The following is a 22207-nucleotide window of genomic DNA, read 5'->3' as shown; positions in this document are numbered from 1 at the left end:
TTGATGCCCTTGCCGATCTATAAAATCTTGGACAGATCTCTTTCAACCCTTAATTTTGGAATTACTTCAGTGATTTTGAGAAGGAAGATTATTTCAGCATCCATTGCAATTGGTCTTATTGGCGGAACCGTTTATCTTGGCTTTCAGTCGGTAAAAGATAATCGTTTTGTAATTTGGTTCGGTCTTGCCTCTGCTATTGCCGCCCCCGTTGGTCTAAACTTATTTACTTACGCATTTAGGCGTTCTGATAGGGAAATTATACAGCAGCTTGCTAAAGTTCCAGAGATCGAAAGGTTAATAGAGCAGGCTAAAACTCAGGAGGAAAAGATCCAAGTTCTCGAAGCAGAACGTTCACGACTTGCAGAAATTGTAAAAATTGAGTCGCGGCGACAAGCAGCCTTGGATAGGATAAATAGCTTGGAGGGTGATGCTGTCAGGATTTTAGCTGAACTCGAAAATCTCGATAGAGAACTAATTTTAATAGATGAGCAGGTTTGCGGAAGTGCTATAAGTGAGGAAATTAGACGTTTAAGGGAACGTATAAAAGCTCGTGAAGATGGAGATGTCATTCTCCGAATTGGTTCTAGAGTTTATCGCATTGACCGAGATCTTATCAAAGCCTTACCTTTCGGACTTGGAAACCCATTAATTGCATATTTCCGGATCGCAGAAAATTTGGAAAAGGCAATGCTACCTAAACAGCGTCGGTAAAAAGGTTTAGCTGTACGGATGTATCCAATAAAAAGTTGATTATTGAATAAATTTTTCCATTATTTCTGCCCGCATTTAGTCAGATTCATCTTCCGATATTGCTTGATATTCCAAAAGCTGTTCCCCTCGGATAATCCACAATCTACCCGCAACTTCTGCGGCATCCAATCCGCGAATTAATATTTCTACTGCCGCTTGCAAATCTTGCGGTTTCGATTGAGAAGGCAGACGCAGTAACACAATCCCAGAAGAATCAGAAGGATTGTAGCGGAGGCGATTGCCAAACCCCCTATCCAAAGTCACCAAACATCTATCTTCCCTCCGACATATATCAATTAATAATTCATCCGGTGTTGAACTCAAATTTTGTTCCCGTACAGTCGCAACATCATGGCCAGCCAAACGTAACATCGAAACAACGCGGATGCTGCCCAAATTTTCATCAAGTTTTAACTTCACTTTAAAACTACCTTTTTTTCCGCCAGAGGAATTTCAACATAATAATCTCTTGCCAACTCAGCCCCATAAGCAATACAAGCCAAAACGTCTTCTCGTTCAATTCCCGGATATTCCTCAAGCAATTCTTCCAAAGTCATGCCGCTAGCTAGAAAGTCAAGAATGAGAGAAACCCAGATGCGATGACCGCGAATACACGGTTTGCCAAAGCAGATATTCGAGTCGATGGAGATGCGAGACAGTAAATTATTTTGAGTCATGTCTTTTCAATTAGATATTTTCCATCTTCGCGCATATCGGGAATAATTGTATCCCAATTAATAAGTTCTTGATTTTTTATTAATGATGCTTTGACAACTAAGACTCCACCAACATAATGAACGTCGCACTCTTCATCCATATTTGCTGGTTGGCTGTTGCCAGTTTCATCGGGTGGCGAAGCTACTTCCTGCTTTCTCCGCTGCCATAACAGAAAATCAGCAAAGTTGAGGATTTCTTGGAGTTCGATTTCAGAGAAATTTTTCAGTTTGTCAACAATTTGTTCTTGGATAGGTATCACGGCTATTTTTTCCTTGCTTAACACGATTGCTAGATTCAGTTTCACACCAGGCCTGAGCGAGCGCCCTTCTCAAACAAGCGTGCGATCGCCCACCTGAAAAATTGTTATAATATCAAATGAGCCAACCTTGCTCTCAGTGAAAAAATATGTCAACCCCTACACAAACTCCCCAAACAAGCACCCTTGAGATAACTATCAATCAGGAACAAAAAGAACTGTTAGAAAAAGCAGCTACCCTGTGGGGTCTTAGTCTGAGCGAATATCTGCTCGAAGTTGCTCTAAATCTAGCCGAAGAACTGCCACTTAAACCAGAAACGATCGTTCTTTCCGAACCAAATTGGGAAATTGTTACCTCAGCGATTGAAAACCCACCAGAACTTAACTCTAAGCTGAAAGCAGCGATCGAGAGGTATCGGCAAAAATACGATCGCAAATAAATAATGGAATGGATTTTTTGCTCAATAGATGATAGCAGGGTGATTCGGGAGAATTTTGACTGCGGTGTGCCGGAGTTAAATCAGGAGCTCAAAAAATACGCCCGACAAAATCAAAGAAAAGGCATTGCTAAAACTTGGGTGGCAATTCCTCAAGGCGGTGACGGTCAAGTAGCAGGCTATTATTCAATAAGTATGGCTGAATTACAACGAGAGTTACTGCCTGAAAATTACAGGAGAGGGTTGCCGCGCTATCCTCTTCCAGTCATGCGGATCGGCAAACTGGCGGTAACTCAATCAATGCAGGGTAGAAGACTAGGTGAGACACTGTTAATCGATGCTTTTAACAGAGTGATTCGTTTGTCGGAAGATATAGGAGTATTGGGAGTGATAGTTGACGCTTTCAACGAACAAGCTAAGGAATTTTATTTGCAATACGGGTTTATTGCCTTAGAAGGTGATGAACTTTCACTTTTTATTCCCATGACTAGGATATTAGAAGCTTTTACATAGGTAAAAGACAAAAGTTGGTCTTAGCTTAGAAAAGACGATCTCCCTTCTGAAACCAAGTGCGATCGCCCTTATTCCTCGCCGCTTTCTTCTGGCTCATTCTCCGCCTCAAAATCCACCTTCTCATAGACATCTGCCAGCGGCACTTCAACTTGAAAGAAATTAAAAACTAGCGCCACATCCTCTTCATCGTACTGACTATACGACCACCGCTTATTTTCCAACTTACAATACTGTTCTATATAAACCTGAGATTGATCGATCAGAATATACTCTTGAAATGTCGGCAGCGTTTGATAAAACTTAAACTTATCACTGCGATCGTAAGCTTTCGTAGATTTCGATAAAACTTCCACAATCACTTGAGGATTCATCACCGTATCCTGGCGATTATTGAAATACTCAGGTTTACCCGGAACTACCATCACATCGGGATAAGTATAAGTTCGCTTTTTCGGCAGCCACAGACGCACGTCACCGAAGAAAACTCGATAGTCTTGTTTTTTGAGGCCAAGACTTAATGCGATATAAATATTTCCAGCGATTTGATTGTGATTCGTAGTTGCACCTGTCATTGGAATAATTACTCCGTCGCGATATTCACTTTTGTACTCTGCTGCTTCTTCCAGGGCTAAATATTCTTCTGGAGTGAAGTAGCTTTGTGCTGTTGGCTGTTCTGTTGCTTGTAGAATAGCTGTCACGGTTTTTTCCCCAACTCAATTGATATTTTGCGTCCAGTTTAACATTGCCCGAAAGTCCGATCGCCCTCCTCAAACCAAGGGCGATCGCACGCTTATCAACTCACAACCAAAATTAATCGATCGGATCGAAAACTAAGGTCAATCTCGCAGCGGGAAGCAGTTGTTTGAGAACTCGCAAATGACCCTCTGCATCAGACCAACTGCGAAAGCGACCGACAACGACCCTTTGTAGATTCGGAAGCAAACGAACCACAATCCAGGGTCTGAGACGTTTCTCATACGGCATAATAGGTGTATCTCCTTTGTTAATTGGAGCCATAGCCAGTCCTGAGCCCTCGGAAAGCATCGGACTGGCTTTTGACTGAGTCTTGATGGGATTAGACGAATTGTAACATAATAAGCCCAAATATGTGTCAGTAGATTTTTAACAATAGGGTAACAACACGATCGGGAGCGTAAGCTTGTACCATTAAGAGCGTTGGCAAACAAACAAACATTTACATTGAGCAAGCGCGTTCACGTTACCTTTCCTGATTACGTATATGAAGCTTTGGATCGATGGGCTGACAAGCAAGGCAGATCCACGGCTAACCTGATAGCCTTTCTCGTGGAAACGGCTTTATTGGAAGCCCAACAAAGGGGAGAAGTACCCTCGGGGCCTGAAGATCCCAAAAGCGACACGTAAAGACTTCCCTCGTGGGTTACGGGGGCGTGTCGCGCGATCGCACTTATCGAAATTGATGAAAACTAGCATCAGCGCCCGCAGTTGGCGCCCAATATTTAAAATAATTCTCTGCTTTGTCCTCGCGATCGCGTATTAGTACATAAGTCCTCTCAGCAATCGAAAGTGCCAGTTTTTTAATTGTCCGTCGGCTAGTCAGGTGCAGGGAAACTCACAGAAAAATATCATTCTCAGTAACGATATTTCGACTATACATTCAATCCTATTGTGGGGCGGGCTTCTAGCCTGCCCCTAAAAGCTTATTGAGAATAGTACCCCATCTCAGGGGAAACGGAAATTGCATCCAAGGATTTCCTCCTTGAGGCCAATTGTGAAAACTGTACTGTTCGATCGCCCTCATCAATCCAACTTACCTAGATTAGACGCATCAACATATTTTAAACGAATGACTTATGAACTTCACAGCAAGACTCACACAAACCAGCTTACTCGGTTTAATGCTATTTGCCAGCAATCCAGCAGCAACCTTGGCTATAGGACAATCGAACACAAGCACTGCACCAACAGCGTCTCGCACTCAGTCTCCGATTGAAACCATACAAATAGCTAATGTATCCACTCCCCAAAAACTGGTGAGGGATTTTTGTGCTCGCAAAAGACAGAAAGTGGAAAACTATTTCGAGACTAGCAACTTTCGGATTTATCTGTGCTACAACCACGCCAATCAACTATATTACTACGGCGTTAAAAAGAGTAACGGCAGCACAATTGCCCTGCGTGCTCGAACTGAAGAGGGGACTGGTTATGTGGCAAAAAATGGCACCTACGATTACATCGTTACAGGAGCCAGCCTTAGTATTTATAACAAAGGCAAACGCATTCTCGAACAACGAGTGATTCGCTCCCTTTAGTATTTAAATGCGATCGCTCTTTCAAGCCCCGACTTCTTCAAAAAGCCGGGGATCTAAGAGAATATCTGGCTTTTCTGCTGAGGCAGACAAAAGTTTGTGTAATTTAACCTCGAACTCAAATGACCGGCGCTTCGCCACATTTGAGTTTGAGGTTAATATCGTTTCCGGTTGCATCGGAATAATAAAATCGACTCAACAGTTAACACTCAACCATTCAGTTTTTCTACTCACAGTCAACAGTCAACAGTCAACAGTCAACAGTCAACGATAATTCCGGTGCAACCGGAATTGATATAACAGGTTTCAAGCGCCGAATAATCTCAAAATAAAAAAACCCTCCCCAACAAGGAGAAGGGAGGGTGAAAAGACAGTGAGAAATTTAATTTTTTGCAGAATTAACAATAAGGAGTTACATCTTCGCCACACTCGTCAGCCAAATAACATAAAGCACGAAAGCGCAGCCCTACCACTTGCTCGTAAAGCGGATTTAACTTGCACAGCGGCGGAATGGACAATAAAGTGCGATCGCCAATTTTGACTTCTCGCTCAAACGGACACTGGCTGGGAATAAACTTACACAGCAACCGAGCCAACTTTTGACTTTTAATTGCAGTGTTATCAAGCCATTGTTTTAGCGGATGCAAGGGGTCAAAGTGTGGCTTTTGACCGTAAGGTTGAGAATTTGTAGCGACATTAACGGCTGTTTCTTGTTTGCCAAATCCTACCCAATTTGGCAGAGTTCGGTAGGAGACTGTATGCTCAAATACGTTCATTTTGCTCTCTTCCTCTTTTATAACGAGGTGCCAATAACTCTTTGTAGAGCTTGTGCCATATTATCTACAATCAGTATCTACAGCATCTCGTTTGGCTTTACCGGATTGAACTTCTTAAATTAATGACTTAGGGCGAGAAAAGTAGTTCCTGATTTTTTTTAAAGACGGTGTTCGCTCTAAAAACTGTCCTCATTTCAAGCCCAACAATTGATTGATAGGGTAAAAATTCTGTCTTCTACGTTCTAGCTTCAACCTTCGGTTGACTCTCCTTTTGTAGTTCAATTACAATTGTGACGCATTCAGGTGAATTATCCTATACGTGAAAATGCGGAACTTTTAATAAAACTTATAATATTTCTAAATAAGCTCTGCTGCAAAAAACCGTGAAACCTCGACCCCACAATCTTTGCTCGCGATCGCCCAGAAACTTCTACAATGAGAAAAAATCGGTATCACCGCCCTCACCACCCATGAGTAACCCAGAAACCAAAGCTATCACCCGCGAATTGCAAAGCCACGCCGCCATTCTCGGTGGCTTCGTCTCCCTCCTCTGGATTATCGAAATTGTCGATGTATTCCTGTTCCGAGGCAGGCTGAATGCCTACGGAGTCCGCCCCCGCAGCCTCGACGGACTTGAAGGCATCCTGTTCATGCCTTTTCTGCATGGCAGTTTTGCTCACTTAGCCGCCAATACCCTCCCTTTTGTGACATTGGGTTGGTTGATTATGCTGCGAGAAATTAGCGACTTTTTTATCGTGAGTGCCGTCACTGTGCTAGTCAGTGGATTAGGAGTTTGGCTGACTGGCGCGCCTAACTCCGTTCACATTGGTGCCAGCGGATTAATCTTTGGTTACTTCGGCTTCTTGCTGCTGCGGGGCTATTTTGAACGCAGCTTTACATCTATTTTTTTATCTTTAATTGTCGGTTTCTTCTACGGCAGTTTAATTTGGGGAGTTTGGCCCTCGCAGCCGGTAGTTTCCTGGCAAGCGCATTTCTTTGGCTTTGTCGGCGGCGTATTAACAGCTCAACTTTTGGGTCGCCAGAAACGGCGAATTAACTAGAATAAGACTGAGGCTGCATCCTATCATCACCTTGGTTTATTGCTCATAAATTATCTAAAAGCGTAGGTTTTTTGTCAATAAACCTGGTTTCTTGTGTAACAATTGCGTCCCGGATAGCAAGACTAACTGCTGACCAATAATTCAACGCGGGCCGGCAAGCACACAGTAAAAACCGAACCGCAACCTAACTCGCTTTCGACGTGCATATCGCCACCCATCATCACGCAAAAGTGACGGCTAATAGTCAATCCCAAACCGGTGCCGCCATACTTGCGCGTAGTTGAGGCGTCGCCCTGCATAAATGCTTGAAATAAATGCTGCAATTGTTCGGGGGGAATCCCAATACCCGTATCAGCTACGCGAAAAATTATTGAGTCGGAAGGTTCTGCTATTTCTGGAGTTGTTAAGCTGTCATGTTTAACTCTTTCAATGCAGAGGGTAATAGTGCCACCTTCCGTAAATTTGGCTGCATTGCTCAGCAGGTTGAGCAATATTTGACGAGTTTTGGTAATGTCAGCATACATCATGCCCAAATCGTCAGCACAATCAACTTCAAACTTATTAGAATTTTTATCTACCAAGGGTTTGACAGTAGAAACTACCTCGTCAATTAAATTGACCGGGTTGAAAGTTTCTAGGTAAAGTTCCATCCGCCCCGCTTCAATCTTAGAAATATCTAGAATGTCGCTAATTAAAGATAGCAAGTGTTTGCCCGCTGTTTGAATTTTTTCCAAGTCGGGGATAAAATCTTCGCAGCCTAAATCCTCAGCGTCTTCTTTGAGCATATCGCTGTAACCAATAATCGCGTTGAGGGGAGTTCGCAATTCGTGGCTCATGTTAGCTAAAAAGGCGCTTTTGGCTTGGTTTGCAGCTTGAGCGGTTTGGGCTACTTTTTGGAATTCTTCTGCTAATTTGCGCTGGGTAATATCTTCGGCAATACCCACGATGCGGTAAATTTCTCCGGTTTGGCTGCGGACTGGAAAAGCCCGATCGCGCACCCAGCAAACTGAACCGTCGGATCGCACTACCCGATACTCCTCATCATAATCGCCCCGCACCTGTTTCGCAAAAGCAGCCTTGACGCGATCGAGATCCTCCGGGTGAATAGCATCCCAAAAAGCCTCCGGTTCTGACTGCAAACTCTGACAGCTCAAATTCCATATTTTTTCGCAAGCAGGGCTCACATAAACTAGCTGCTTTTGATTGGGTTCTCTAATCCAAAATACCTCATGAATATTTTCTGCCAACTGGCGAAACCGCTCCTCGCTAGCCCGTAACTTCTCCACAGCACTGTGAAATTCAGTCACATCCTGAATCAGCGATGCCACCCCAATGATGCTGCCGTCAGCATCAACCAAAGTCGTATTGTACCACTCGCAAAGAATAATTTTGCCGTCTTTTCTGAGGTTCTCGTTAAGACTGGTAACTCCTCCTTTATTAGTGAGCAAAGTTATAGATAGTTGCCTGACATACTCCTTAGCACTTTCAGGAACTATGAGATCGACTCCGTGGCGTCCCATAGCTTCCAAGCGGTTGTATCCAAAAATTCTTTCCGCTGACAAATTCCATTCCGCTACTTCAAAGTTGAGATCCCATTCAATCGCTCCCAAAGGAGTTTGGTGAAGATGGAGAGCCAGTTTTTGCTGCGAGTTTTTCAGAGAAATAATTAATTGATTTTTGTCGGCGATCGCAGATTCTACCCGATCTTCGAGAGTAGTAAACGACTCTTCCAATTGATCGGCCATCATATTAAAGGAGCGAGCCAGGACACCCACCTCATCCTCCCGATCTACAGACGCCATCAAGCGGGAATCTACCGCCATCCCGTCCCATTCTCCCCGTGACAAAGCCTCCGCAGCCTTGCTCAAACGCCGAATCGGTACAACAATCCACCTAGAAGTTAGAGCGCCAATCGCCGTTGCCAGCACCAAAGCACCCAGACACATCACCACAGTATACCGAGTGTTGGCATTAATCCTTTCCATAAAATCGGCTTCAGGAACCGTCACCACAATCAACCAGTCGAGACCCCTGCTGTCTGAGAGTGGCGTCACCTGTAGAAATTGCCGTTGACCGTCGATCGTAAAATCTAACTGGCGAGATCTGTCAATTTTGTGCAAATCCCCGAAGCGTTCTGTCAAATAGCGGGCACTCGATCGAATTAGAACATTCTTGCTGCTGGTTGCCACAATCCGTTTCGCAACACCATTGCTAACAATAAATGGCGGTTCCAGAGTAGAATTTGCCACCAATTGCCCAGACCTTTCTACAATAAAAGTCTGTCCTGATTTGCCAATTTTTAGAGTTTCCAAGAATTGATTGAGCTTGGAAAGTGCCAAGTCAGAACCCAGGATGCCAATCAGTTTACCATCCTCGCCATAAACTGGTTGAGCAGCCGTAATCGCTAGTTTGGGAGCGTCAAAATAATTATAGATTTTACTCCAAGTCGGTTGGCCTGCGCGCACCGGAGCTATGTACCAAGGTCGGACACGGGGGTCGTAGTTGAGAGTAGTTTTTAACAGCTTGGTTGGTTCCTCCAACTCTGACAGCCCGTAGCCCTGCAAATTATAGCCAGTAGATTGATTAGAAATCTGAATTTGCAACTTGCCGTCGTCGAGGCGTTCAACTCCAATAAAATCTTTTTCTTCGGATGCGAATTGAATGTAGCTAATTTTATCAAAAATTTGGATTTGTTTGTAGAAGTAGCGTTGCAAACTATCACTATCCCGCACGTTCACAATGCCGAGACGGATGGCATCGAGATTGAGCTGATTGATTTGGTGTGGCGTTTCAATATAACTATTAATATGTTGCTGGATACGCGATGTGACTTCTGTTCGCAGTTGTGCGGCAACATCGTTGACGGCTATGCGCCCGTTCCGCAGCGACAGCCACCCCGTCAACCCTACCGCAGCGAAAGTCTGAAGGGCAAAAGGCACAACAAGGACGATGCGAATTGGCACTTTGCCCGACATTTTTAAAATCGGGTCGGTTAGATATTTGATTGGCATGGTAAAGCAGAACTATTATTAACCCACAACATTCGGGCCAAGTACAAATTGATGAGCGCAGGTTTTGAAGTTGAGATGGTTTTAGTAGGCAAAGTGCTGTTAATAACTCGGAATCTGCCGCTGGCAACTGAATTTTTAACGACTGCCACCGCCATCTTAGCGCGATCGCGAGCTTTGGGAACATTGGCATCGAGATGAATGCAGTATCAATCTTGGACGTACTCTACACGCTCATATTATTATAGATTTTGAGATTAAAGAATTAAATAATTGGGAAAAAGAGATTCTGTAAGGGTTTAGAACTTGCCTGCTGTTCCATTCTTTTTTTAGACTGGTATCTAAAACCTGGTGTTTTTAGCGTGGCGGCGGGCTGCAACGAACTATTTTCGTGAAAAACAACCGATGGATAGCCGCCCGTGCGTCCAGCACTAACTATTTTTCCCATCCTGACGGGGGCTAATCAAACCAATCGAGTTTTTGGTTGACTCATGCCTGAAATGAGGTATTTTGGCGTTTCAACCTGGTTGCTGCGTCAGTTCTATTTGACCGATAGCGCGATCGAAAATTATAAGTTTTCACAGCAACTGCAATTGATATCTCCACAAGCAGCTACTTTTGATAGAGTGCAACTTAATTGCGACTAGGTAAAATAAGCATAGTAGGATGCAACTAGCGGAGGCATGGATGATGAACGCAGTTATTGCTACTCTTGGCACTGCTCTCGGACTGAGCTCAATTTTTATCGGTTTGACCCCGGCGGTTCTCGCCCAACAAAGACTGCAACCAACGCCCCAATATTCGGAAACGACTTTATCTGGGGACTCGTTGAGGACTGTGGAGGACAGAACATTAGACTCGGACTACCAAAACTTGATTGGTGAACCAGAAACGGCGGCTAATTCTGCTAGAAGGGAAAGAAGCTTGGGGGATACATTTCGCCTCAAAATCGAAGGCCCATTGGAATTTATTACTACTCCTTCGGACGCCCAGCGTCAAGGAAATCCTTTACCTCCAAAACAAACCGACAGCGGTACAGAAGCGGGAGTTCAGCTTCAGCTAGGACTTTAGCAATTTTAAATGAATTCATTTAAAGCAAGCGAGCGATCGCGGAACCCCATATTTGATTCTCGGAGTTATTGTGACTGCGATCGCTTTTTTATCTGAGTTTTATCACCAGTTTTGTGCGGTTTCCATCACACATGGTTCTCTATTGTGAACCTAGAATTAGACCAATTAAACTTCCGATACAGACTGATTAGATACATATCTTTACAATAGCGCATAAAACTGGCGGTGAAGGTAATGAGAAAGGCTCAACTGATCGATTATTTGCGGGGAGAGTTGGCGATATCGCATTCGGCGATCGCCGTTGCTCTTCGACACGGTGAACAAGATGCCAGCGAACTGCCAATGGTTCTGTGGCAATACGGGTTAGTAACACTGGAACAGTTAAACCTGATTTTTGATTGGTTGGAAGCTCAGCCGACTTAGCAATTTAAAATCCTGATTTAAAAAATATGGATATCGGATTGCAATTTTTTAACAAATAAAGCTTGCACAAACGGTCGTCGGAAAGTATAGGGTTGAGTGTTGAGGTTCAGGGTCGGTATTATTTTGTCGCAAGTAGAAAAATACAAATATACAGTAGGGACACAGCACTGCTGTGTCCTCATTTTTGTTGCCGCCTAAAATAAACTGCTTTCAATCTGTCGAAGATGCGATCGCCGACGGCATCAAACAGACGGCATGAAACAAACCCCAGCAACTTTTAGGCTGCCGGGGCTTGTCTTGTTTAATTTGGTGGCGGGAAGTGGATTTGAACCACTGACCTTCGGGTTATGAGCCCGACGAGCTACCAGGCTGCTCTATCCCGCGTCGCTTTATCTCTCTTTAGTGGTTTCCAAAAACAAAACCCTGAAACCTTAACGATTACAGGGTTCGCTTGAATTTGGTGGCGGGAAGTGGATTTGAACCACTGACCTTCGGGTTATGAGCCCGACGAGCTACCAGGCTGCTCTATCCCGCGTCGCTTTGTCTCTCTTTAATATAAACATATCTTTCTGAAAATTGCAACCCCTAAATCAAAAAAACTTTTTAGATGATGGGAGGGGTTGCTGAAATCGGCGAGCGAGTCTCGATCGCCCTAAAGCATCGAAACTTCCCCAATTACCTCCAAGCGCTTGAACTCGCTGAGAGTTAGGTAAGTCTCCGCCAGAGTTTCGGCGATCGTCGGAGTAATCCACCCCAACTGCTTGAGCAAGTGAATCGCCACAGCAAATTGAGCGCGCTTTCCTCCATCCGTCACCTTAATTGCCAAGCCCATGCCTTCGCCAACGCGGCCAATGCACTGCACCCCTTCGGCGCCGGACTTGCTCACCAATTCCCCTTGAGTCAAGCGCATCAGTTCCGTGTCAAATTTGCCCTCACCGGCAACCATCATCGGGTGATGAGTCATAGCGCGGACAATCCGCTCCATCTCCACATTGTCGCCGGAAGCCAATTTAGCGTACAAAGAGGCCATTTGCCCCAACTGCAACAAATAGGTAGGAGCGCCGCAGTCGTCACGAGCGCTGATAAACTCTTCGGCAGGCATTGCCAGCAACTCAGCCACTTTGCCCAAAATAAGCTGCTGGACAGGATGTTTGCGGCGTAAATAAGTGTCCAAGGGCCAGTGCAGTTGCTGGCAGACAGCCAGCATTCCGGCGTGTTTGCCGGAGCAGTTGTATTGCAGGGCGCTCTTTTTGCCTTCGGGAATGGGGCATTGAAGTTTAGAGGGGTCAATGTCGCAGCGCCACAGGACGTTAAATACCTGGCGCGATTGCTCGATCGTACCTTGATGGGAACTGCAAATAATCGCTAAATCTCGATCGGTCAATTCGTAGCGTTCTAAAGTGCCAGTCGCCGTCACCGCCAAAGCTTGAAAAGGCTTGAGTGAAGAACGGACAAATGTGGCCGTTTCCGAGTTACCGGCAACAGACAGAACGCGCCCGCGCTTGTCGCAGACAGCGGCCTGGGCGCGGTGCCTCGATTCCACAATACCTTCGCGCAGCAGTGTGACTTCCAGTTCGGGAGCTTGGGTTCGTTTTCCCCTTGTCATATCAATTTTAGATTTTAGATTTTAGATTTTAGATTGGGGCCGATGGAAGTTATGAGTTGCGAGCTGCCAGTTAAGAGTTATAAAGTTAATCTTTCTGCGATCGTTTCTCACTCATGCACTCCGTGTGCGTTGTTGGCTGTGGGCGGCAATCTCAAAACTCAAAACTCCCTTCCATTCCCGATTACAAACAACTCCAAGTTAGTCCCCCGGCAACCAGCAACACTGTCAAACCATAAAATGTTTGCCGCAGACGCCTGAGAATTGGTTCTAGTTGGTAGTTGACAATCAACTGATCTTGAAGCAAAACTTCGGGAGTTTTAGGCCAAGATTGACAATCGTACCAGCCAGACTCTTCGTAGACGACCGTGGGATTTGAAAGGCGCGATCGCACGTAGAACCAACCCAAGTAGAGTCGCAGCAAAGCTAATCCTAGAATAAAACCGGCACCTGCGGCACCGCACAGGACAAACTGAGCTGGATACTTGACAGGAGCAAAGCTAGAAGCAGCTATCGGTCCCGATACCAAGCAACTCCAAGCCCACACCCAAGCTAGTTTGGCCAGGTATCCGGGCCAATTGAGTGTTACCCAGCTAAAAAACCAGGATTCTTTAAGTTCTTGGTATTCATTGATCGGTCGCTGTTCTTGCGGAACGGGACAAATAGAAGCAGAAACGTTTTTCACATTAGCCCTCCTCACGGCGTGGGGGAAAAGTCAATGCGTTCGGCGTGTCCCCAGAACGCTTCTAAATTGTAGAACTCCCGCTCTTGAGGCTTCAAAATGTGAATGATCGCGTCGCCGTAGTCCATGACGACCCAACTAGCGTCTGATAGGCCTTGTGTACGTAGTGGCAAGCGTTGCCACTCTTCTTCAACTTGGTCTGCTATCGCTTGGGAGATGGCTCGTACCTGCACGTTGGAAAATCCGGTGATGATCGCAAAGTAGTCTGCCAAAAAGCATACTTCAGACACCCGGAGCAATACAATATCTACTGCTTTGCGGTCATCTGCTGCTTGGGCAACGGTCATGATCATGCCACGGGCTTCGTCGGGGGAGGTGCCGTCCGTTGCTGTAGACTGGGCCTTGGAGTATTCGAGTTGAGTTATATCTGACATTAAGTGTTTAATTTCCTAATTGATAGGGTAAGGGGGAATCGGTGAGCTATTCGCTTTCGATTGTTGGCAGTTTGAGACGGGAAATAGGAGTTAGGTTGAAGCCAAAAGTAAGGACAGAATTTCTGGTAAATTTTACTTTTAACTTGTGATTTGTTTGATCGACTGCTTCGTCGAATTTCCTGTTTCCGGCGATCGAGCCATTTGCAGCGCCCAATTGCGGGTAAGTACGGTGCGGGGGTGGATGTAGCAGCGAGTTTCTAGCAAATATTTAACAGAATAATCGCTAGTTTGCCACACGGCTGCATAAAGATTTTGCCAGCTTGCCTCGCGCAGTGCTTCTAGTTGGGCTGTGTTGCCGCGGCTTGGCTCTATGGTATCTGCTATGAATACGGTACAACTGAGCTGGCTCATGTTTGGTCTGCCGAGGGTGTGATGGGCGATGGCGTCCAAAATTTCTCGATCGACCACCCCGAATTCGTCTCTGGCGACGATCGCGCTGGCGTCTGCGTGCAGCAAATGCGGGTGTGCTTCCAACACTGAGTCTAACTCTAAACCTTCCTTCTGGGCCATGTGCAGCAGCAGTTGAGGTTTGAAGTATTTTGCCAAATCGTGCAACAAACCGGCAGTTCGGGCTTTTGCTTCGTCGAGGCCGTAATGGCGAGCCAAGTCACCTGCTGTCTGTTCGACTCCCAGAATATGTTTGATACGGGCAGCAGGAACTCTGTCTGACAGCCAAGCTAGGACGTTTTCGCGCGCGGGTACAAGTGTCAAATATTAACTCCTCCATTGTAGGATCTACTATTTTAGCGTTTTGTTTTGATCGGCTGCTGTGTCGGGCACACAGCGGTGTGGTGATATCTGGGATGGGGAGGGGTGAAGGGGGCGAAGGGGGTGAAGGGGGCGATCGGCTGTTTGGCAGATACGTTATCTTTTCTGGTAACTCCTGGAATCTTCAAAACAGTCCCTACCTGAACAATTAGTCTAATGGGCTTGCTATTTTTGGTAATTATCTCATTTTTTCTATTTTTAGTCTGTGCCATCCAAGGTTATTTTGTCGTTTAGCCGCTGCTTGCTTCTCTGGGAATTTTTATGATTATTTTGTTAATTCAACATAAAAAAATCCCTAAAAACTTTAATCAACATGGTTGTAACGGGAAGTCAAAAGTCTTTTTCAGTAATCTGTATTTTACTTTTAATCGGGGTAGTCAGGGCTTTCTGGATGGCGGAGGAGACAGTTCCCATTCTCGTAGATAGGGGACTTAAATCGCTCAAACATCAGTATTTAATTTTTTTGGTATTTACGTTAAAGAACGTTATTTTTGTACTGCTAGGAACATTTTGTGAGACTCTAACTAGGCACGGTTTCAATCGCTTATATTATTTGGGCAAAGGCGCCAATATTTTCTCAGCATGACTCGCTGCCACCGCCGCAAATAAAGCTTCATAATGATTCAAAGCTTCCTCAAATCCATAATTCTCCACAGCATAATTTCTGCCTTGCTCGCCCAACGCATCCACCTTAGCAGGGTGCAGGTACAAATCCTCAACCGCCTCAGCCAAAGCCTGCGGATCTTCCGGCGCTACCACCACCCCGCCACCGCTCTGCTGCACTGCTTTCTGGGCCGTACCAGTTTCAGGAACCGAAGCCAAAATTGCCCGACCGCTGGCGAGAATTACTTGAATTTTTGAAGGCATATTGAAGTTAGTAACGCGGCGCTTTTGTACGACTAAACTAACATCAGCAGCAGCTAACAATTCGGGCAATTTTTCTCGCGGTTCAAATGGTAGCAGCATTACATTATTAGCTTTGTAAGTTTCGCAATCTTGTTGCAAGCGCGCCAAGGCTGTTGATTCCCCCACAATTACAAAAGCGATTTCGGTTAGGTGTTTCAAACGAGCGGCTGCTTGGACAACTGTTTGCAAGCCTTGAGTGAGGGCAATATTGCCCGCGTAGAGAACGACAAATTTGCCCTTGAGTTTGTGAGTTTCTCGAAATGAGTTACTTTCCTTGGGTAAGGGGCGAATAAAATTGACATCAACCCAATTGGGCACGCACACTATTTTTTCCGGGGGTACTCCCTGAGAGTGCAATTTGGTGATAAAACCGCTGTCGATGACGCTGACTTGGCTGGCTGTGCTGTAGGCCAATTTTTCCAAAGCGTCAGCAATGCGAACTAGCAGTCCGTTTTTTTTGACCAAGCCGACGCGCACGGCTGCTTCTGAGACGATATCCTGAACGTTGAGGACGATCGGGCAAGCGCGAATCCAGCCGTAAAAGGCGACTGGGACGCAAATCGGTAAAGGGGGCATTGTCGAGAAAATCACGTCGGGACGCCAGCCTCTGAAAGCTTGGACGGCGCTGGAGACAACAAAACTGCCGTCTAGCACAAGTCGGTCTAGGAGGCTGGGGTGGGGGCCGTTGACGCGCAGATAGCTGCGCTGAATTGTGACACCGTTGTGTTCTTCTGTAAGGTAAAATTTGCCCTCATATTGCGGATAAATCCGGCGCTGCGGATAGTTGGGCATTCCTGTGACGACTCGGACTTGGTGGCCGCGCTTGACTAAGCCTTGCGCTAGTTCTGTCATCAGGGGGGCAATGCCGATCGGCTCTGGATAGTAGTTATATGAATAAATTAGAATACGCATAATATTTATTTTGAAGCAAATTGTCCTCCAGCCGCGTGCATCGAGCCTGTACCCGCAGAATTGCCGAGGATGTGGTTGGGTTCCGGGTAGGACAATAGGGGAGCGAGGGGATCTTCCACTCCTTGCGAAAGAAGCCGCCCTGACCGGGCGGGTATCACGCCCTCAGGTAATGTTTTTTCGCATTACCAGGCAGTTTCGGCGATCGTCGGTACGGATATACCGAAGGTCGTCTGTGAGCTTGTACATGAACACCAGTCCCCTTTCTCCCTCTCTGTCCAAAGGATCGCGCTGCTCTTGCATGATTGAGTGCAGCTTTGCTTCTAAGTTGAAGGGTTGACCCCTGTCCCAAATCCTAATTTCTAAGTAATCGGCAAACACTTTTACCTCAATGTCGATGGGTGTCGTGGGGGGCAAGTTCTGGTGAGCGTGTCGGACAGCGTTTGTAAAGCCTTCGTTGATTATCAGCCGGCACTGCCACCAGAAATCCGCTGGTATCATGGGCAAAACGATATTCTCCAACCATTCCAAAACGGATGTTAAAGCATTCAGGTCTGTTTCAACCTGCAGGTGCCACTCGGCCTTTGGTTGCTTGTCTTTCATCTTTCTTCCCCCTGGTCGGCCCCCACCACCGCTGTACTCAGCGCCGGAGGGAGAGAAAAAGGAGGGCAAGGTCTTGGCAACATATTAGTTAAGTCAAGCTTGAGTTGAAGAAGCCCGTTTTGCCTCAAGGTGAGCATTCCTTTCGCACCATTTACTCGCACAGCAAATGAGAGACTTCCGATACTGTAATCCGCCTCGGTAGGGCGTTTAAATAGGGAAAATTCCCGAGTCAGCTTGCGAGGAAGTGATTTAAGCTTCGACCGTGTTAGCAGTCGCTACTTTTCTAAACACAGGTGAGTTCTTCTCGTCCTCGAAAATCATGCTGGGATCATTTGAGTATGACCTCGAACTCGCCAATTGCTAATTATTAATGCTCTGATTGCAGAGCTGGCAACTAGCTGTGCATTTTCTGGGCGTGTGAATTTTAACACTTAATGCTAACGTAGGTACCGCTAGCGATCGTCTGCTTGACTAAGTATCGAGTTCGAGTTCCCGCCCCCCTCGTTGGCAACAGCACCTCAAAGTTCAGTGGTGGGTTGTTGAGGGTTCCTAAACAGCGCCACTATTTTTGTTAAACAGGACTGTTACAGTTTTGACAATTAGTTTGAGGTCATACACCAGGCTCCAGTTTTGTTGGTATTTTAAATCTAAACGGATGACATCTTCAAAATCGCGGACTTGAGAGCGACCGTTGACTTGCCATTCCCCTGTCATCCCGGGTTTGACATCCAAACGCTGCCACTGAGGGACTTCGTAACGCTCAACTTCGTCTGGGGTAGGCGGTCTAGTGCCGACTAGACTCATTTCGCCTTTGAGCACGTTCCAAAACTGCGGCAGTTCGTCGAGGCTGGTTTTGCGTAAGATGCGCCCGACCTTGGTAATCCGCGGGTCGTTGTCATTTTTGAAAAATGCGCCAGAAGCCTGATTTTTGATTTGGGCTTTCATGGCTTCGGCGTTGGTACACATCGATCGAAATTTCCAAATCCGAAATTGTCTGCCCATCCAGCCACAGCGGGTTTGACCGAAAAATATCGGGCCTGGATCGTTGATAGTGATGGCTGCAGCTATGGGTACGAGCAAAATTCCTGTAATTATCAAACCGACTATTGCCCCAACAATGTCTATCAGCCGCTTCACCCACGATTGCACTGAGGGGTGGGTCATCGGTAGCTGATTGTCCGAGGGCTTGGTCTCTGTGGGAGTTGAGGTTGCAGAGGGCTGCTCGATCGTTAGCACTTGATCTAGGCTGGTGAGAGCAAATACTGCCATCACCTGCGGCTTGAGGCTTCGGAGCACCAAGTCGCTACCACGCTGTTTGGCAAATTTCAGATTGCTGACTAAAGCACCGATCCCGCTACTGTCGATGAATGTCGTCTGACTGAAGTCTAGGACAATCTTGCTGGGAACGGTGGTGCTTTCCGAAAAAAGTTGCTGGCAGGTTGTCTTGAAGTTTACAGCTTCAAGTACGCTCAAGCGCACGGGTATGTGAACTGAGGGAATCTCGTCCGAGTACGTTACCCGAAAATCTGCCTCTGGGGTTTGACTGACCATGAAGTCCTGGTTTCAAATTTCAAGCTTATGTCTTTAGCCTATTCTGTCCTAGCAGCTCCACCTTTACCAAATATTATGGTTAACAAAAGGCTAGCTTTATACAAACTTTACAAAAACGCCTGCAAACTCGCCCGCCGAGAATGATATCAAAGGCAAAAATAGACTTAAGTCTACCAGTGCCAGTTTTGGCCCAAAGATTTTTGAACGCAGTCGCGGCCAAACTTTAACATCGGAATCAAGATTTTTGTGGATTCAGGCCGATTAATCTTGTCGTTAATCATTTTGGTGCCTGTCTTGCACCGGATAGCCATCGCAGTTAACAGTTAACAGCTAACCCACAAGTCAACAGTTAACGGTTAACTGGAAAACCCCCGTAACCAGCGTCGGGGGATGAGGTTAAGAATTGTAGACGTTTTCTGACTGGGAGGTTTCGCGGGTGATGGGTTTGACTTTGGCTTTGGCTTTGGCTGCGTTGCGTTTGAGGGCCTGGAGACGAGCTTCGTATTTAGCCCGCTGCTGTTTTTTGGAGGTTTGCTCAATTAAGGTTTTTAAGGCGCTGCCGAGGCTTTTGTAGGCGTTTGGGAGAGTGTAGCCGAAGCGGGTGGCCAGGGCCAGGGCTTTTTCGTCGGCGTCTATTGCTTCTTTTAAACTTTTCTCTCCGTTGTTTTTTTGGAAAAGTCTCCAGCCGGAGACGCCACACAGGGATAGGGCCAGTAGCAGCAGCAAGCCGTCTTGCACCCAAAGTTCGCCGACGGCGCCGCCTAAACCAATGGCGAGGGCTGCCATTTCCCAACCGTCTCTGGGGATGGTGTCGTTTTGGATTCTGGCGACTTCGTGCCAAAATAGGAGGTTGCGCTGATCCATTGCTAGCTGTTCCCAGCGGATCAGGTCTATTTGGATTTCTACCTGGTCTTTGCCTATTTCTTCGCTGCGGATCAGGGTAGGATTAACTTCTATTGTTTTTTCTACTGTTACCCAACTTTGGAGTTCTGGGGGCAGTATGTTTTTCAAGCGCCGGATCTCACTCATCTCGGCTCTTGCTGTAGAGGTTGCATAGGATGTCATAGCTCCGGCCTATTGATTTTCCAAAGGTTAATATGTGTCTGTTTCTGGAGTATAGCAAACCTTGAATCCAAATATAGTCGAGTAACGGGGGTCGATCGACCAATACTTGCACTTTTACTTGATTTTAGTCTCAGGGGGCGATCGCAACTGCCGACTCGATCCTTGACTTTCGACTATTTCATCAACGGTTCGATTTCTTTCCAGAATTTCGACCAAGCCGACAAAACTTCTGCCTTAGAAGTTATGCCTTTTTGAACTAAAACAACTCCGTCAAATACTTCAGGAATTCCGTACAAACCTCGCCGTAGAGCTTCATGGGTAAAACGCACTACCGCCAGAAATCTAACTCGGTCAACGGGAACTTTTAAATTGTTTGGCTGCAACTGCCACAAGTCCCGAAACTCATAATCGATAGCTAATTTTTTTTAAAGTGGCGAAAACTAAATCCGTGTAATATGAGTCTAACAGCTTGTTTTATCTTCGATTACGGGATATCTTTTTTATGGCAAATAAAGTCATGTAACTCTTCTTTTTGTCCCCACATCCTCTCTTTTTTTGCCTCGTTTAACATTCATTTTTTTCTCTTTTTTTGCTACATGAGCGCGATCGCCCACAGTCGGGTGTTCGAGCGCGCACAGTAGCGAGTCGGATCGCGCGCTGCTGGCACTAACTGCTGGTCTTCCCCCTTTCCTTCTTGCAGTGGACTTACCACTTTTCGGGGATTTACACACATCATTCAGACGCGATTTAAATGATTAAAGTGACTTCAAAATACCGCTTTCCAACTGATAAATTGCTGCCATAATCCCGCTTTCAGGATTGGTAAGCAGGGACTTTTTCACATCTTTCAAGTATTCTAAAATGTGTTCCCGCAAAATCGGTCTTTCTACTTTGACTGTGTGATTATAATCCCACAAATCCCAAATGATAATTCCGATGCCGACAATCGGATCGATTAAACTTACTCCCAACTGACTAGCCACTGTACCGCCTGTTTTTGTGGCTACCTTGGCGGCGGCTTTGCTGGCCACTTTTGCCGTAACTTTACTACCAACTTTAGCTGCGACTCCCAAAATCAAGGGTTTAGCAACCAAGTACCCACTGCCGCCAACTAATACTTTTAATGATAAATTCGAGACGTTTCCTTTGTCGCTAATTGTGGTAGCAATATCGTTCAGATATTTGTCCCACTGTACTTGCGGTATATTATAATTGTTTTGAACTACTTTCACATTCTTGCTAACTTCTGATATGTACAAATTAGCAGTATCTTGAGTGATTAATTGAAAGCGCAGTTGAGCGTTTTTTGGCACCAGCACGCGGTTAGCAAATTCTCTTTGAAAGTCTTCGGTTAATTTTTCGGAAACAGCTTGAGAAGCTGCTGTCATATCAAATCTGTTGAGTACGGCAGATTTCACAAAATTAAAAGGTACGGTAAACTCCATCTTTTTTTGAGTGAAGTAATCAAAGTACCAATCGAGAAAACTATTGTCTACTCGTGCAATTACTTCGCTTTCCCATTTATCCAACTCTTTTGATGCGAAAGTTTCGGCTGTTGTATGGGATTTTTGGATGGCGTTTTTAATGTCTTGGTTGACTTTGCTAAAATCGTGTGGCGGCGAGACTACAACTGCTGTGGTTCCTGTATTTGTTAGTGACTGGGAAATTAGAAAATTACCTAATAGGGGAATGATGACTACTAAAATTACGATCGTCCAAATCATCGGCGTCACAGTTTTGATAAACTGACCGATAACTCTGAGACGTTCTGTTTTCTCTGAATAGCTAATTTTTTCCTTGTCTTGACTCATGGCGGTTTCTCAAATGATGAGAGTTGGGCTAGTTTCGATTATAGGCGGCGCTTCCTGAATTGTGTTACGACCGCGTGGCATGAGATTCTGGAAAAGTTGGGTAAAAGTCCGCGCGAAGCTACCCCAAAGGGAATCGCCAGTTTTTAATTATTGACTGCATAGAAATTAAAGTGGTACTATTTTTGAATATATCTCAAACTGTTAATATGACCTTAGATCCTTTGCTCCGCAAGCTAGCAGCCATAAATCAAGCTTTATCTGCCCTTTCAGCAGAAACCTGCACGACGCCCGGATGCAATCAAGCAGTTTCAAAACCCGGTCACAAATTATGCTACGAACATTGGAAAGCTAACAACGCTCAACCCGTGTCAGCGCCCAAACCTACACCCCAACTATCCTCTTCCCCCTCACTTCTGTCCGCTACCAGCATCAGCGACAAACTAGTACAGCTCGGCGTAAATACACAGACTATTAAACAGCCAAGACTTTACCCTTGTATGTCCACTTAAAAGGTT

28 protein-coding genes and 2 tRNA genes are annotated in these 22207 nt (G+C 45.7%); 10 read left to right on the top strand and 20 right to left on the bottom strand.

What is annotated here, in order from left to right; genetic code table 11:
• Positions 1 to 27: 27 nt before the first annotated feature.
• Positions 28 to 711 (top strand): hypothetical protein, encoded by a 684-nt coding sequence (locus tag QUA90_RS26225; RefSeq protein ID WP_333331907.1) that lies wholly within the window; start codon positions 28 to 30, stop codon positions 709 to 711.
• Positions 712 to 786: 75 nt separating this feature from the next.
• Here the strand turns inward: QUA90_RS26225 and QUA90_RS26220 are convergent, their stop codons facing one another.
• Genes QUA90_RS26220 through QUA90_RS26210 form a run of 3 tightly spaced genes read right to left on the bottom strand, consistent with a single transcriptional unit; the run spans position 787 to position 1726 of the window.
• Positions 787 to 1170 (bottom strand): DUF5615 family PIN-like protein, encoded by a 384-nt coding sequence (locus QUA90_RS26220; protein ID WP_333331904.1) that lies wholly within the window; start codon positions 1168 to 1170, stop codon positions 787 to 789.
• Complete coding sequence (locus QUA90_RS26215) at positions 1167 to 1427, bottom strand: DUF433 domain-containing protein (protein ID WP_332972106.1); 261 nt, start codon at positions 1425 to 1427, stop codon at positions 1167 to 1169. Before QUA90_RS26215 ends, QUA90_RS26220 begins: the two co-directional genes overlap by 4 nt.
• Positions 1424 to 1726, bottom strand: a complete 303-nt coding sequence (locus tag QUA90_RS26210; RefSeq protein WP_333331901.1) for a hypothetical protein — start codon at positions 1724 to 1726, stop codon at positions 1424 to 1426. Before QUA90_RS26210 ends, QUA90_RS26215 begins: the two co-directional genes overlap by 4 nt.
• A gap of 146 nt (positions 1727 to 1872) precedes the next feature.
• Here QUA90_RS26210 and QUA90_RS26205 point away from each other — a divergent pair, with 146 nt between their 5' ends.
• Together QUA90_RS26205 and QUA90_RS26200 are read left to right on the top strand one after the other, a co-directional pair.
• Positions 1873 to 2163, top strand: coding sequence for a DUF1778 domain-containing protein (locus QUA90_RS26205; RefSeq protein ID WP_333331898.1), 291 nt, complete (start codon positions 1873 to 1875; stop codon positions 2161 to 2163).
• A gap of 3 nt (positions 2164 to 2166) precedes the next feature.
• Entirely contained in the window at positions 2167 to 2673 is a 507-nt protein-coding gene (locus QUA90_RS26200; protein WP_333448311.1) for a GNAT family N-acetyltransferase, read from the top strand.
• 68 nt (positions 2674 to 2741) lie between these two features.
• On the opposite strand, the gene QUA90_RS26195 is transcribed toward QUA90_RS26200, so the two are convergent.
• Positions 2742 to 3371, bottom strand: a complete 630-nt coding sequence (locus tag QUA90_RS26195; RefSeq protein WP_333331846.1) for a Uma2 family endonuclease — start codon at positions 3369 to 3371, stop codon at positions 2742 to 2744.
• A gap of 112 nt (positions 3372 to 3483) precedes the next feature.
• Complete coding sequence (locus tag QUA90_RS26190) at positions 3484 to 3690, bottom strand: hypothetical protein (RefSeq protein ID WP_293156897.1); 207 nt, start codon at positions 3688 to 3690, stop codon at positions 3484 to 3486.
• A gap of 159 nt (positions 3691 to 3849) precedes the next feature.
• On the opposite strand from QUA90_RS26190, the gene QUA90_RS26185 reads away from it, so the two are divergent.
• Positions 3850 to 4056, top strand: coding sequence for a ribbon-helix-helix domain-containing protein (locus tag QUA90_RS26185; protein ID WP_333108327.1), 207 nt, complete (start codon positions 3850 to 3852; stop codon positions 4054 to 4056).
• A gap of 449 nt (positions 4057 to 4505) precedes the next feature.
• Positions 4506 to 4964: a hypothetical protein gene (locus QUA90_RS26180; protein ID WP_333331843.1), complete on the top strand. Its 459-nt coding sequence runs from the start codon at positions 4506 to 4508 to the stop codon at positions 4962 to 4964.
• A gap of 395 nt (positions 4965 to 5359) precedes the next feature.
• On the opposite strand, the gene QUA90_RS26175 is transcribed toward QUA90_RS26180, so the two are convergent.
• A complete protein-coding gene (locus QUA90_RS26175) occupies positions 5360 to 5737 on the bottom strand; it encodes a Mo-dependent nitrogenase C-terminal domain-containing protein (protein WP_333048531.1) in 378 nt (125 codons plus the stop codon).
• A gap of 470 nt (positions 5738 to 6207) precedes the next feature.
• Between QUA90_RS26175 and QUA90_RS26170 the strand changes: the two genes are divergently transcribed.
• Positions 6208 to 6798, top strand: a complete 591-nt coding sequence (locus tag QUA90_RS26170) for a rhomboid family intramembrane serine protease (RefSeq protein WP_333331840.1) — start codon at positions 6208 to 6210, stop codon at positions 6796 to 6798.
• A gap of 122 nt (positions 6799 to 6920) precedes the next feature.
• Here QUA90_RS26170 and QUA90_RS26165 read toward each other — a convergent pair whose 3' ends face one another.
• Positions 6921 to 9809 carry a PAS domain S-box protein gene (locus QUA90_RS26165; protein WP_333448310.1) on the bottom strand — a complete coding sequence of 963 codons (2889 nt, stop codon included), beginning with the start codon at positions 9807 to 9809 and terminating at the stop codon, positions 6921 to 6923.
• 51 nt (positions 9810 to 9860) lie between these two features.
• Between QUA90_RS26165 and QUA90_RS26160 the strand changes: the two genes are divergently transcribed.
• From QUA90_RS26160 to QUA90_RS26150, 3 genes are all read left to right on the top strand, one after another.
• A complete protein-coding gene (locus QUA90_RS26160; protein ID WP_333233336.1) occupies positions 9861 to 10007 on the top strand; it encodes a hypothetical protein in 147 nt (48 codons plus the stop codon).
• A gap of 486 nt (positions 10008 to 10493) precedes the next feature.
• Positions 10494 to 10877 carry a hypothetical protein gene (locus tag QUA90_RS26155; protein ID WP_333154167.1) on the top strand — a complete coding sequence of 128 codons (384 nt, stop codon included), beginning with the start codon at positions 10494 to 10496 and terminating at the stop codon, positions 10875 to 10877.
• Between the two features lie 234 nt (positions 10878 to 11111).
• Entirely contained in the window at positions 11112 to 11300 is a 189-nt protein-coding gene (locus QUA90_RS26150) for a DUF2949 domain-containing protein (RefSeq protein ID WP_333321620.1), read from the top strand.
• Between the two features lie 307 nt (positions 11301 to 11607).
• Here the strand turns inward: QUA90_RS26150 and QUA90_RS26145 are convergent.
• The 13 genes from QUA90_RS26145 to QUA90_RS26085 form a co-directional block, all read right to left on the bottom strand.
• Positions 11608 to 11684: transfer RNA gene (locus QUA90_RS26145), tRNA-Met, on the bottom strand.
• Positions 11685 to 11758: 74 nt separating this feature from the next.
• Positions 11759 to 11835: transfer RNA gene (locus QUA90_RS26140), tRNA-Met, on the bottom strand.
• Positions 11836 to 11952: 117 nt separating this feature from the next.
• Positions 11953 to 12906: an asparaginase gene (locus QUA90_RS26135; protein ID WP_333084640.1), complete on the bottom strand. Its 954-nt coding sequence runs from the start codon at positions 12904 to 12906 to the stop codon at positions 11953 to 11955.
• A gap of 181 nt (positions 12907 to 13087) precedes the next feature.
• A complete protein-coding gene (locus QUA90_RS26130; RefSeq protein ID WP_333448309.1) occupies positions 13088 to 13588 on the bottom strand; it encodes a CGLD27 family protein in 501 nt (166 codons plus the stop codon).
• Positions 13589 to 13599: 11 nt separating this feature from the next.
• On the bottom strand, positions 13600 to 14019 hold the full coding sequence (gene rsfS / locus QUA90_RS26125; RefSeq protein WP_333448308.1) for a ribosome silencing factor: 420 nt from the start codon (positions 14017 to 14019) through the stop codon (positions 13600 to 13602).
• Positions 14020 to 14157: 138 nt separating this feature from the next.
• Positions 14158 to 14790: a bis(5'-nucleosyl)-tetraphosphatase (symmetrical) YqeK gene (yqeK, locus tag QUA90_RS26120; RefSeq protein WP_333448307.1), complete on the bottom strand. Its 633-nt coding sequence runs from the start codon at positions 14788 to 14790 to the stop codon at positions 14158 to 14160.
• Between the two features lie 32 nt (positions 14791 to 14822).
• Positions 14823 to 15059 carry a hypothetical protein gene (locus QUA90_RS26115; protein WP_333448306.1) on the bottom strand — a complete coding sequence of 79 codons (237 nt, stop codon included), beginning with the start codon at positions 15057 to 15059 and terminating at the stop codon, positions 14823 to 14825.
• A 337-nt stretch (positions 15060 to 15396) separates the two neighbouring features.
• Complete coding sequence (locus tag QUA90_RS26110; RefSeq protein ID WP_333331822.1) at positions 15397 to 16665, bottom strand: WcaI family glycosyltransferase; 1269 nt, start codon at positions 16663 to 16665, stop codon at positions 15397 to 15399.
• Positions 16666 to 16827: 162 nt separating this feature from the next.
• Positions 16828 to 17265, bottom strand: a complete 438-nt coding sequence (locus tag QUA90_RS26105; RefSeq protein WP_015178537.1) for an ATP-binding protein — start codon at positions 17263 to 17265, stop codon at positions 16828 to 16830.
• A 549-nt stretch (positions 17266 to 17814) separates the two neighbouring features.
• The gene (locus QUA90_RS26100; RefSeq protein ID WP_333084651.1) at positions 17815 to 18816 is read right to left on the bottom strand and encodes a sugar transferase; all 1002 of its coding nucleotides are present in this window, start codon (positions 18814 to 18816) and stop codon (positions 17815 to 17817) included.
• A gap of 396 nt (positions 18817 to 19212) precedes the next feature.
• Positions 19213 to 19881 carry a DUF3318 domain-containing protein gene (locus tag QUA90_RS26095; RefSeq protein ID WP_333109239.1) on the bottom strand — a complete coding sequence of 223 codons (669 nt, stop codon included), beginning with the start codon at positions 19879 to 19881 and terminating at the stop codon, positions 19213 to 19215.
• Positions 19882 to 20054: 173 nt separating this feature from the next.
• Positions 20055 to 20264 (bottom strand): hypothetical protein, encoded by a 210-nt coding sequence (locus QUA90_RS26090; protein WP_333448305.1) that lies wholly within the window; start codon positions 20262 to 20264, stop codon positions 20055 to 20057.
• A gap of 372 nt (positions 20265 to 20636) precedes the next feature.
• Complete coding sequence (locus QUA90_RS26085; protein WP_333448304.1) at positions 20637 to 21692, bottom strand: hypothetical protein; 1056 nt, start codon at positions 21690 to 21692, stop codon at positions 20637 to 20639.
• A 206-nt stretch (positions 21693 to 21898) separates the two neighbouring features.
• Here QUA90_RS26085 and QUA90_RS26080 point away from each other — a divergent pair, with 206 nt between their 5' ends.
• Positions 21899 to 22201 (top strand): hypothetical protein, encoded by a 303-nt coding sequence (locus tag QUA90_RS26080; protein WP_333448303.1) that lies wholly within the window; start codon positions 21899 to 21901, stop codon positions 22199 to 22201.
• Positions 22202 to 22207: the final 6 nt, after the last annotated feature.

The organism is Microcoleus sp. D3_18_C4 (genome assembly GCF_036702355.1).
Lineage (GTDB): Bacteria > Cyanobacteriota > Cyanobacteriia > Cyanobacteriales > Microcoleaceae > Microcoleus.
This window is presented reverse-complemented; position numbering and strand designations above follow the sequence as displayed.

Coding starts and splice junctions, on each gene's coding strand:
- QUA90_RS26215 (WP_332972106.1), bottom strand. CDS start 1,427: ATGACTCAAAATAATTTACTGTCTCGCATCTCCATCGACTCGAATATC.
- QUA90_RS26205 (WP_333331898.1), top strand. CDS start 1,873: ATGTCAACCCCTACACAAACTCCCCAAACAAGCACCCTTGAGATAACT.
- QUA90_RS26200 (WP_333448311.1), top strand. CDS start 2,167: ATGGAATGGATTTTTTGCTCAATAGATGATAGCAGGGTGATTCGGGAG.
- QUA90_RS26190 (WP_293156897.1), bottom strand. CDS start 3,690: ATGGCTCCAATTAACAAAGGAGATACACCTATTATGCCGTATGAGAAA.
- QUA90_RS26180 (WP_333331843.1), top strand. CDS start 4,506: ATGAACTTCACAGCAAGACTCACACAAACCAGCTTACTCGGTTTAATG.
- QUA90_RS26175 (WP_333048531.1), bottom strand. CDS start 5,737: ATGAACGTATTTGAGCATACAGTCTCCTACCGAACTCTGCCAAATTGG.
- QUA90_RS26170 (WP_333331840.1), top strand. CDS start 6,208: ATGAGTAACCCAGAAACCAAAGCTATCACCCGCGAATTGCAAAGCCAC.
- QUA90_RS26165 (WP_333448310.1), bottom strand. CDS start 9,809: ATGCCAATCAAATATCTAACCGACCCGATTTTAAAAATGTCGGGCAAA.
- QUA90_RS26160 (WP_333233336.1), top strand. CDS start 9,861: ATGAGCGCAGGTTTTGAAGTTGAGATGGTTTTAGTAGGCAAAGTGCTG.
- QUA90_RS26155 (WP_333154167.1), top strand. CDS start 10,494: ATGATGAACGCAGTTATTGCTACTCTTGGCACTGCTCTCGGACTGAGC.
- QUA90_RS26150 (WP_333321620.1), top strand. CDS start 11,112: ATGAGAAAGGCTCAACTGATCGATTATTTGCGGGGAGAGTTGGCGATA.
- QUA90_RS26135 (WP_333084640.1), bottom strand. CDS start 12,906: ATGACAAGGGGAAAACGAACCCAAGCTCCCGAACTGGAAGTCACACTG.
- rsfS (WP_333448308.1), bottom strand. CDS start 14,019: ATGTCAGATATAACTCAACTCGAATACTCCAAGGCCCAGTCTACAGCA.
- QUA90_RS26115 (WP_333448306.1), bottom strand. CDS start 15,059: ATGGCACAGACTAAAAATAGAAAAAATGAGATAATTACCAAAAATAGC.
- QUA90_RS26110 (WP_333331822.1), bottom strand. CDS start 16,665: ATGCGTATTCTAATTTATTCATATAACTACTATCCAGAGCCGATCGGC.
- QUA90_RS26105 (WP_015178537.1), bottom strand. CDS start 17,265: ATGAAAGACAAGCAACCAAAGGCCGAGTGGCACCTGCAGGTTGAAACA.
- QUA90_RS26100 (WP_333084651.1), bottom strand. CDS start 18,816: ATGGTCAGTCAAACCCCAGAGGCAGATTTTCGGGTAACGTACTCGGAC.
- QUA90_RS26095 (WP_333109239.1), bottom strand. CDS start 19,881: ATGACATCCTATGCAACCTCTACAGCAAGAGCCGAGATGAGTGAGATC.
- QUA90_RS26085 (WP_333448304.1), bottom strand. CDS start 21,692: ATGAGTCAAGACAAGGAAAAAATTAGCTATTCAGAGAAAACAGAACGT.
- QUA90_RS26080 (WP_333448303.1), top strand. CDS start 21,899: ATGACCTTAGATCCTTTGCTCCGCAAGCTAGCAGCCATAAATCAAGCT.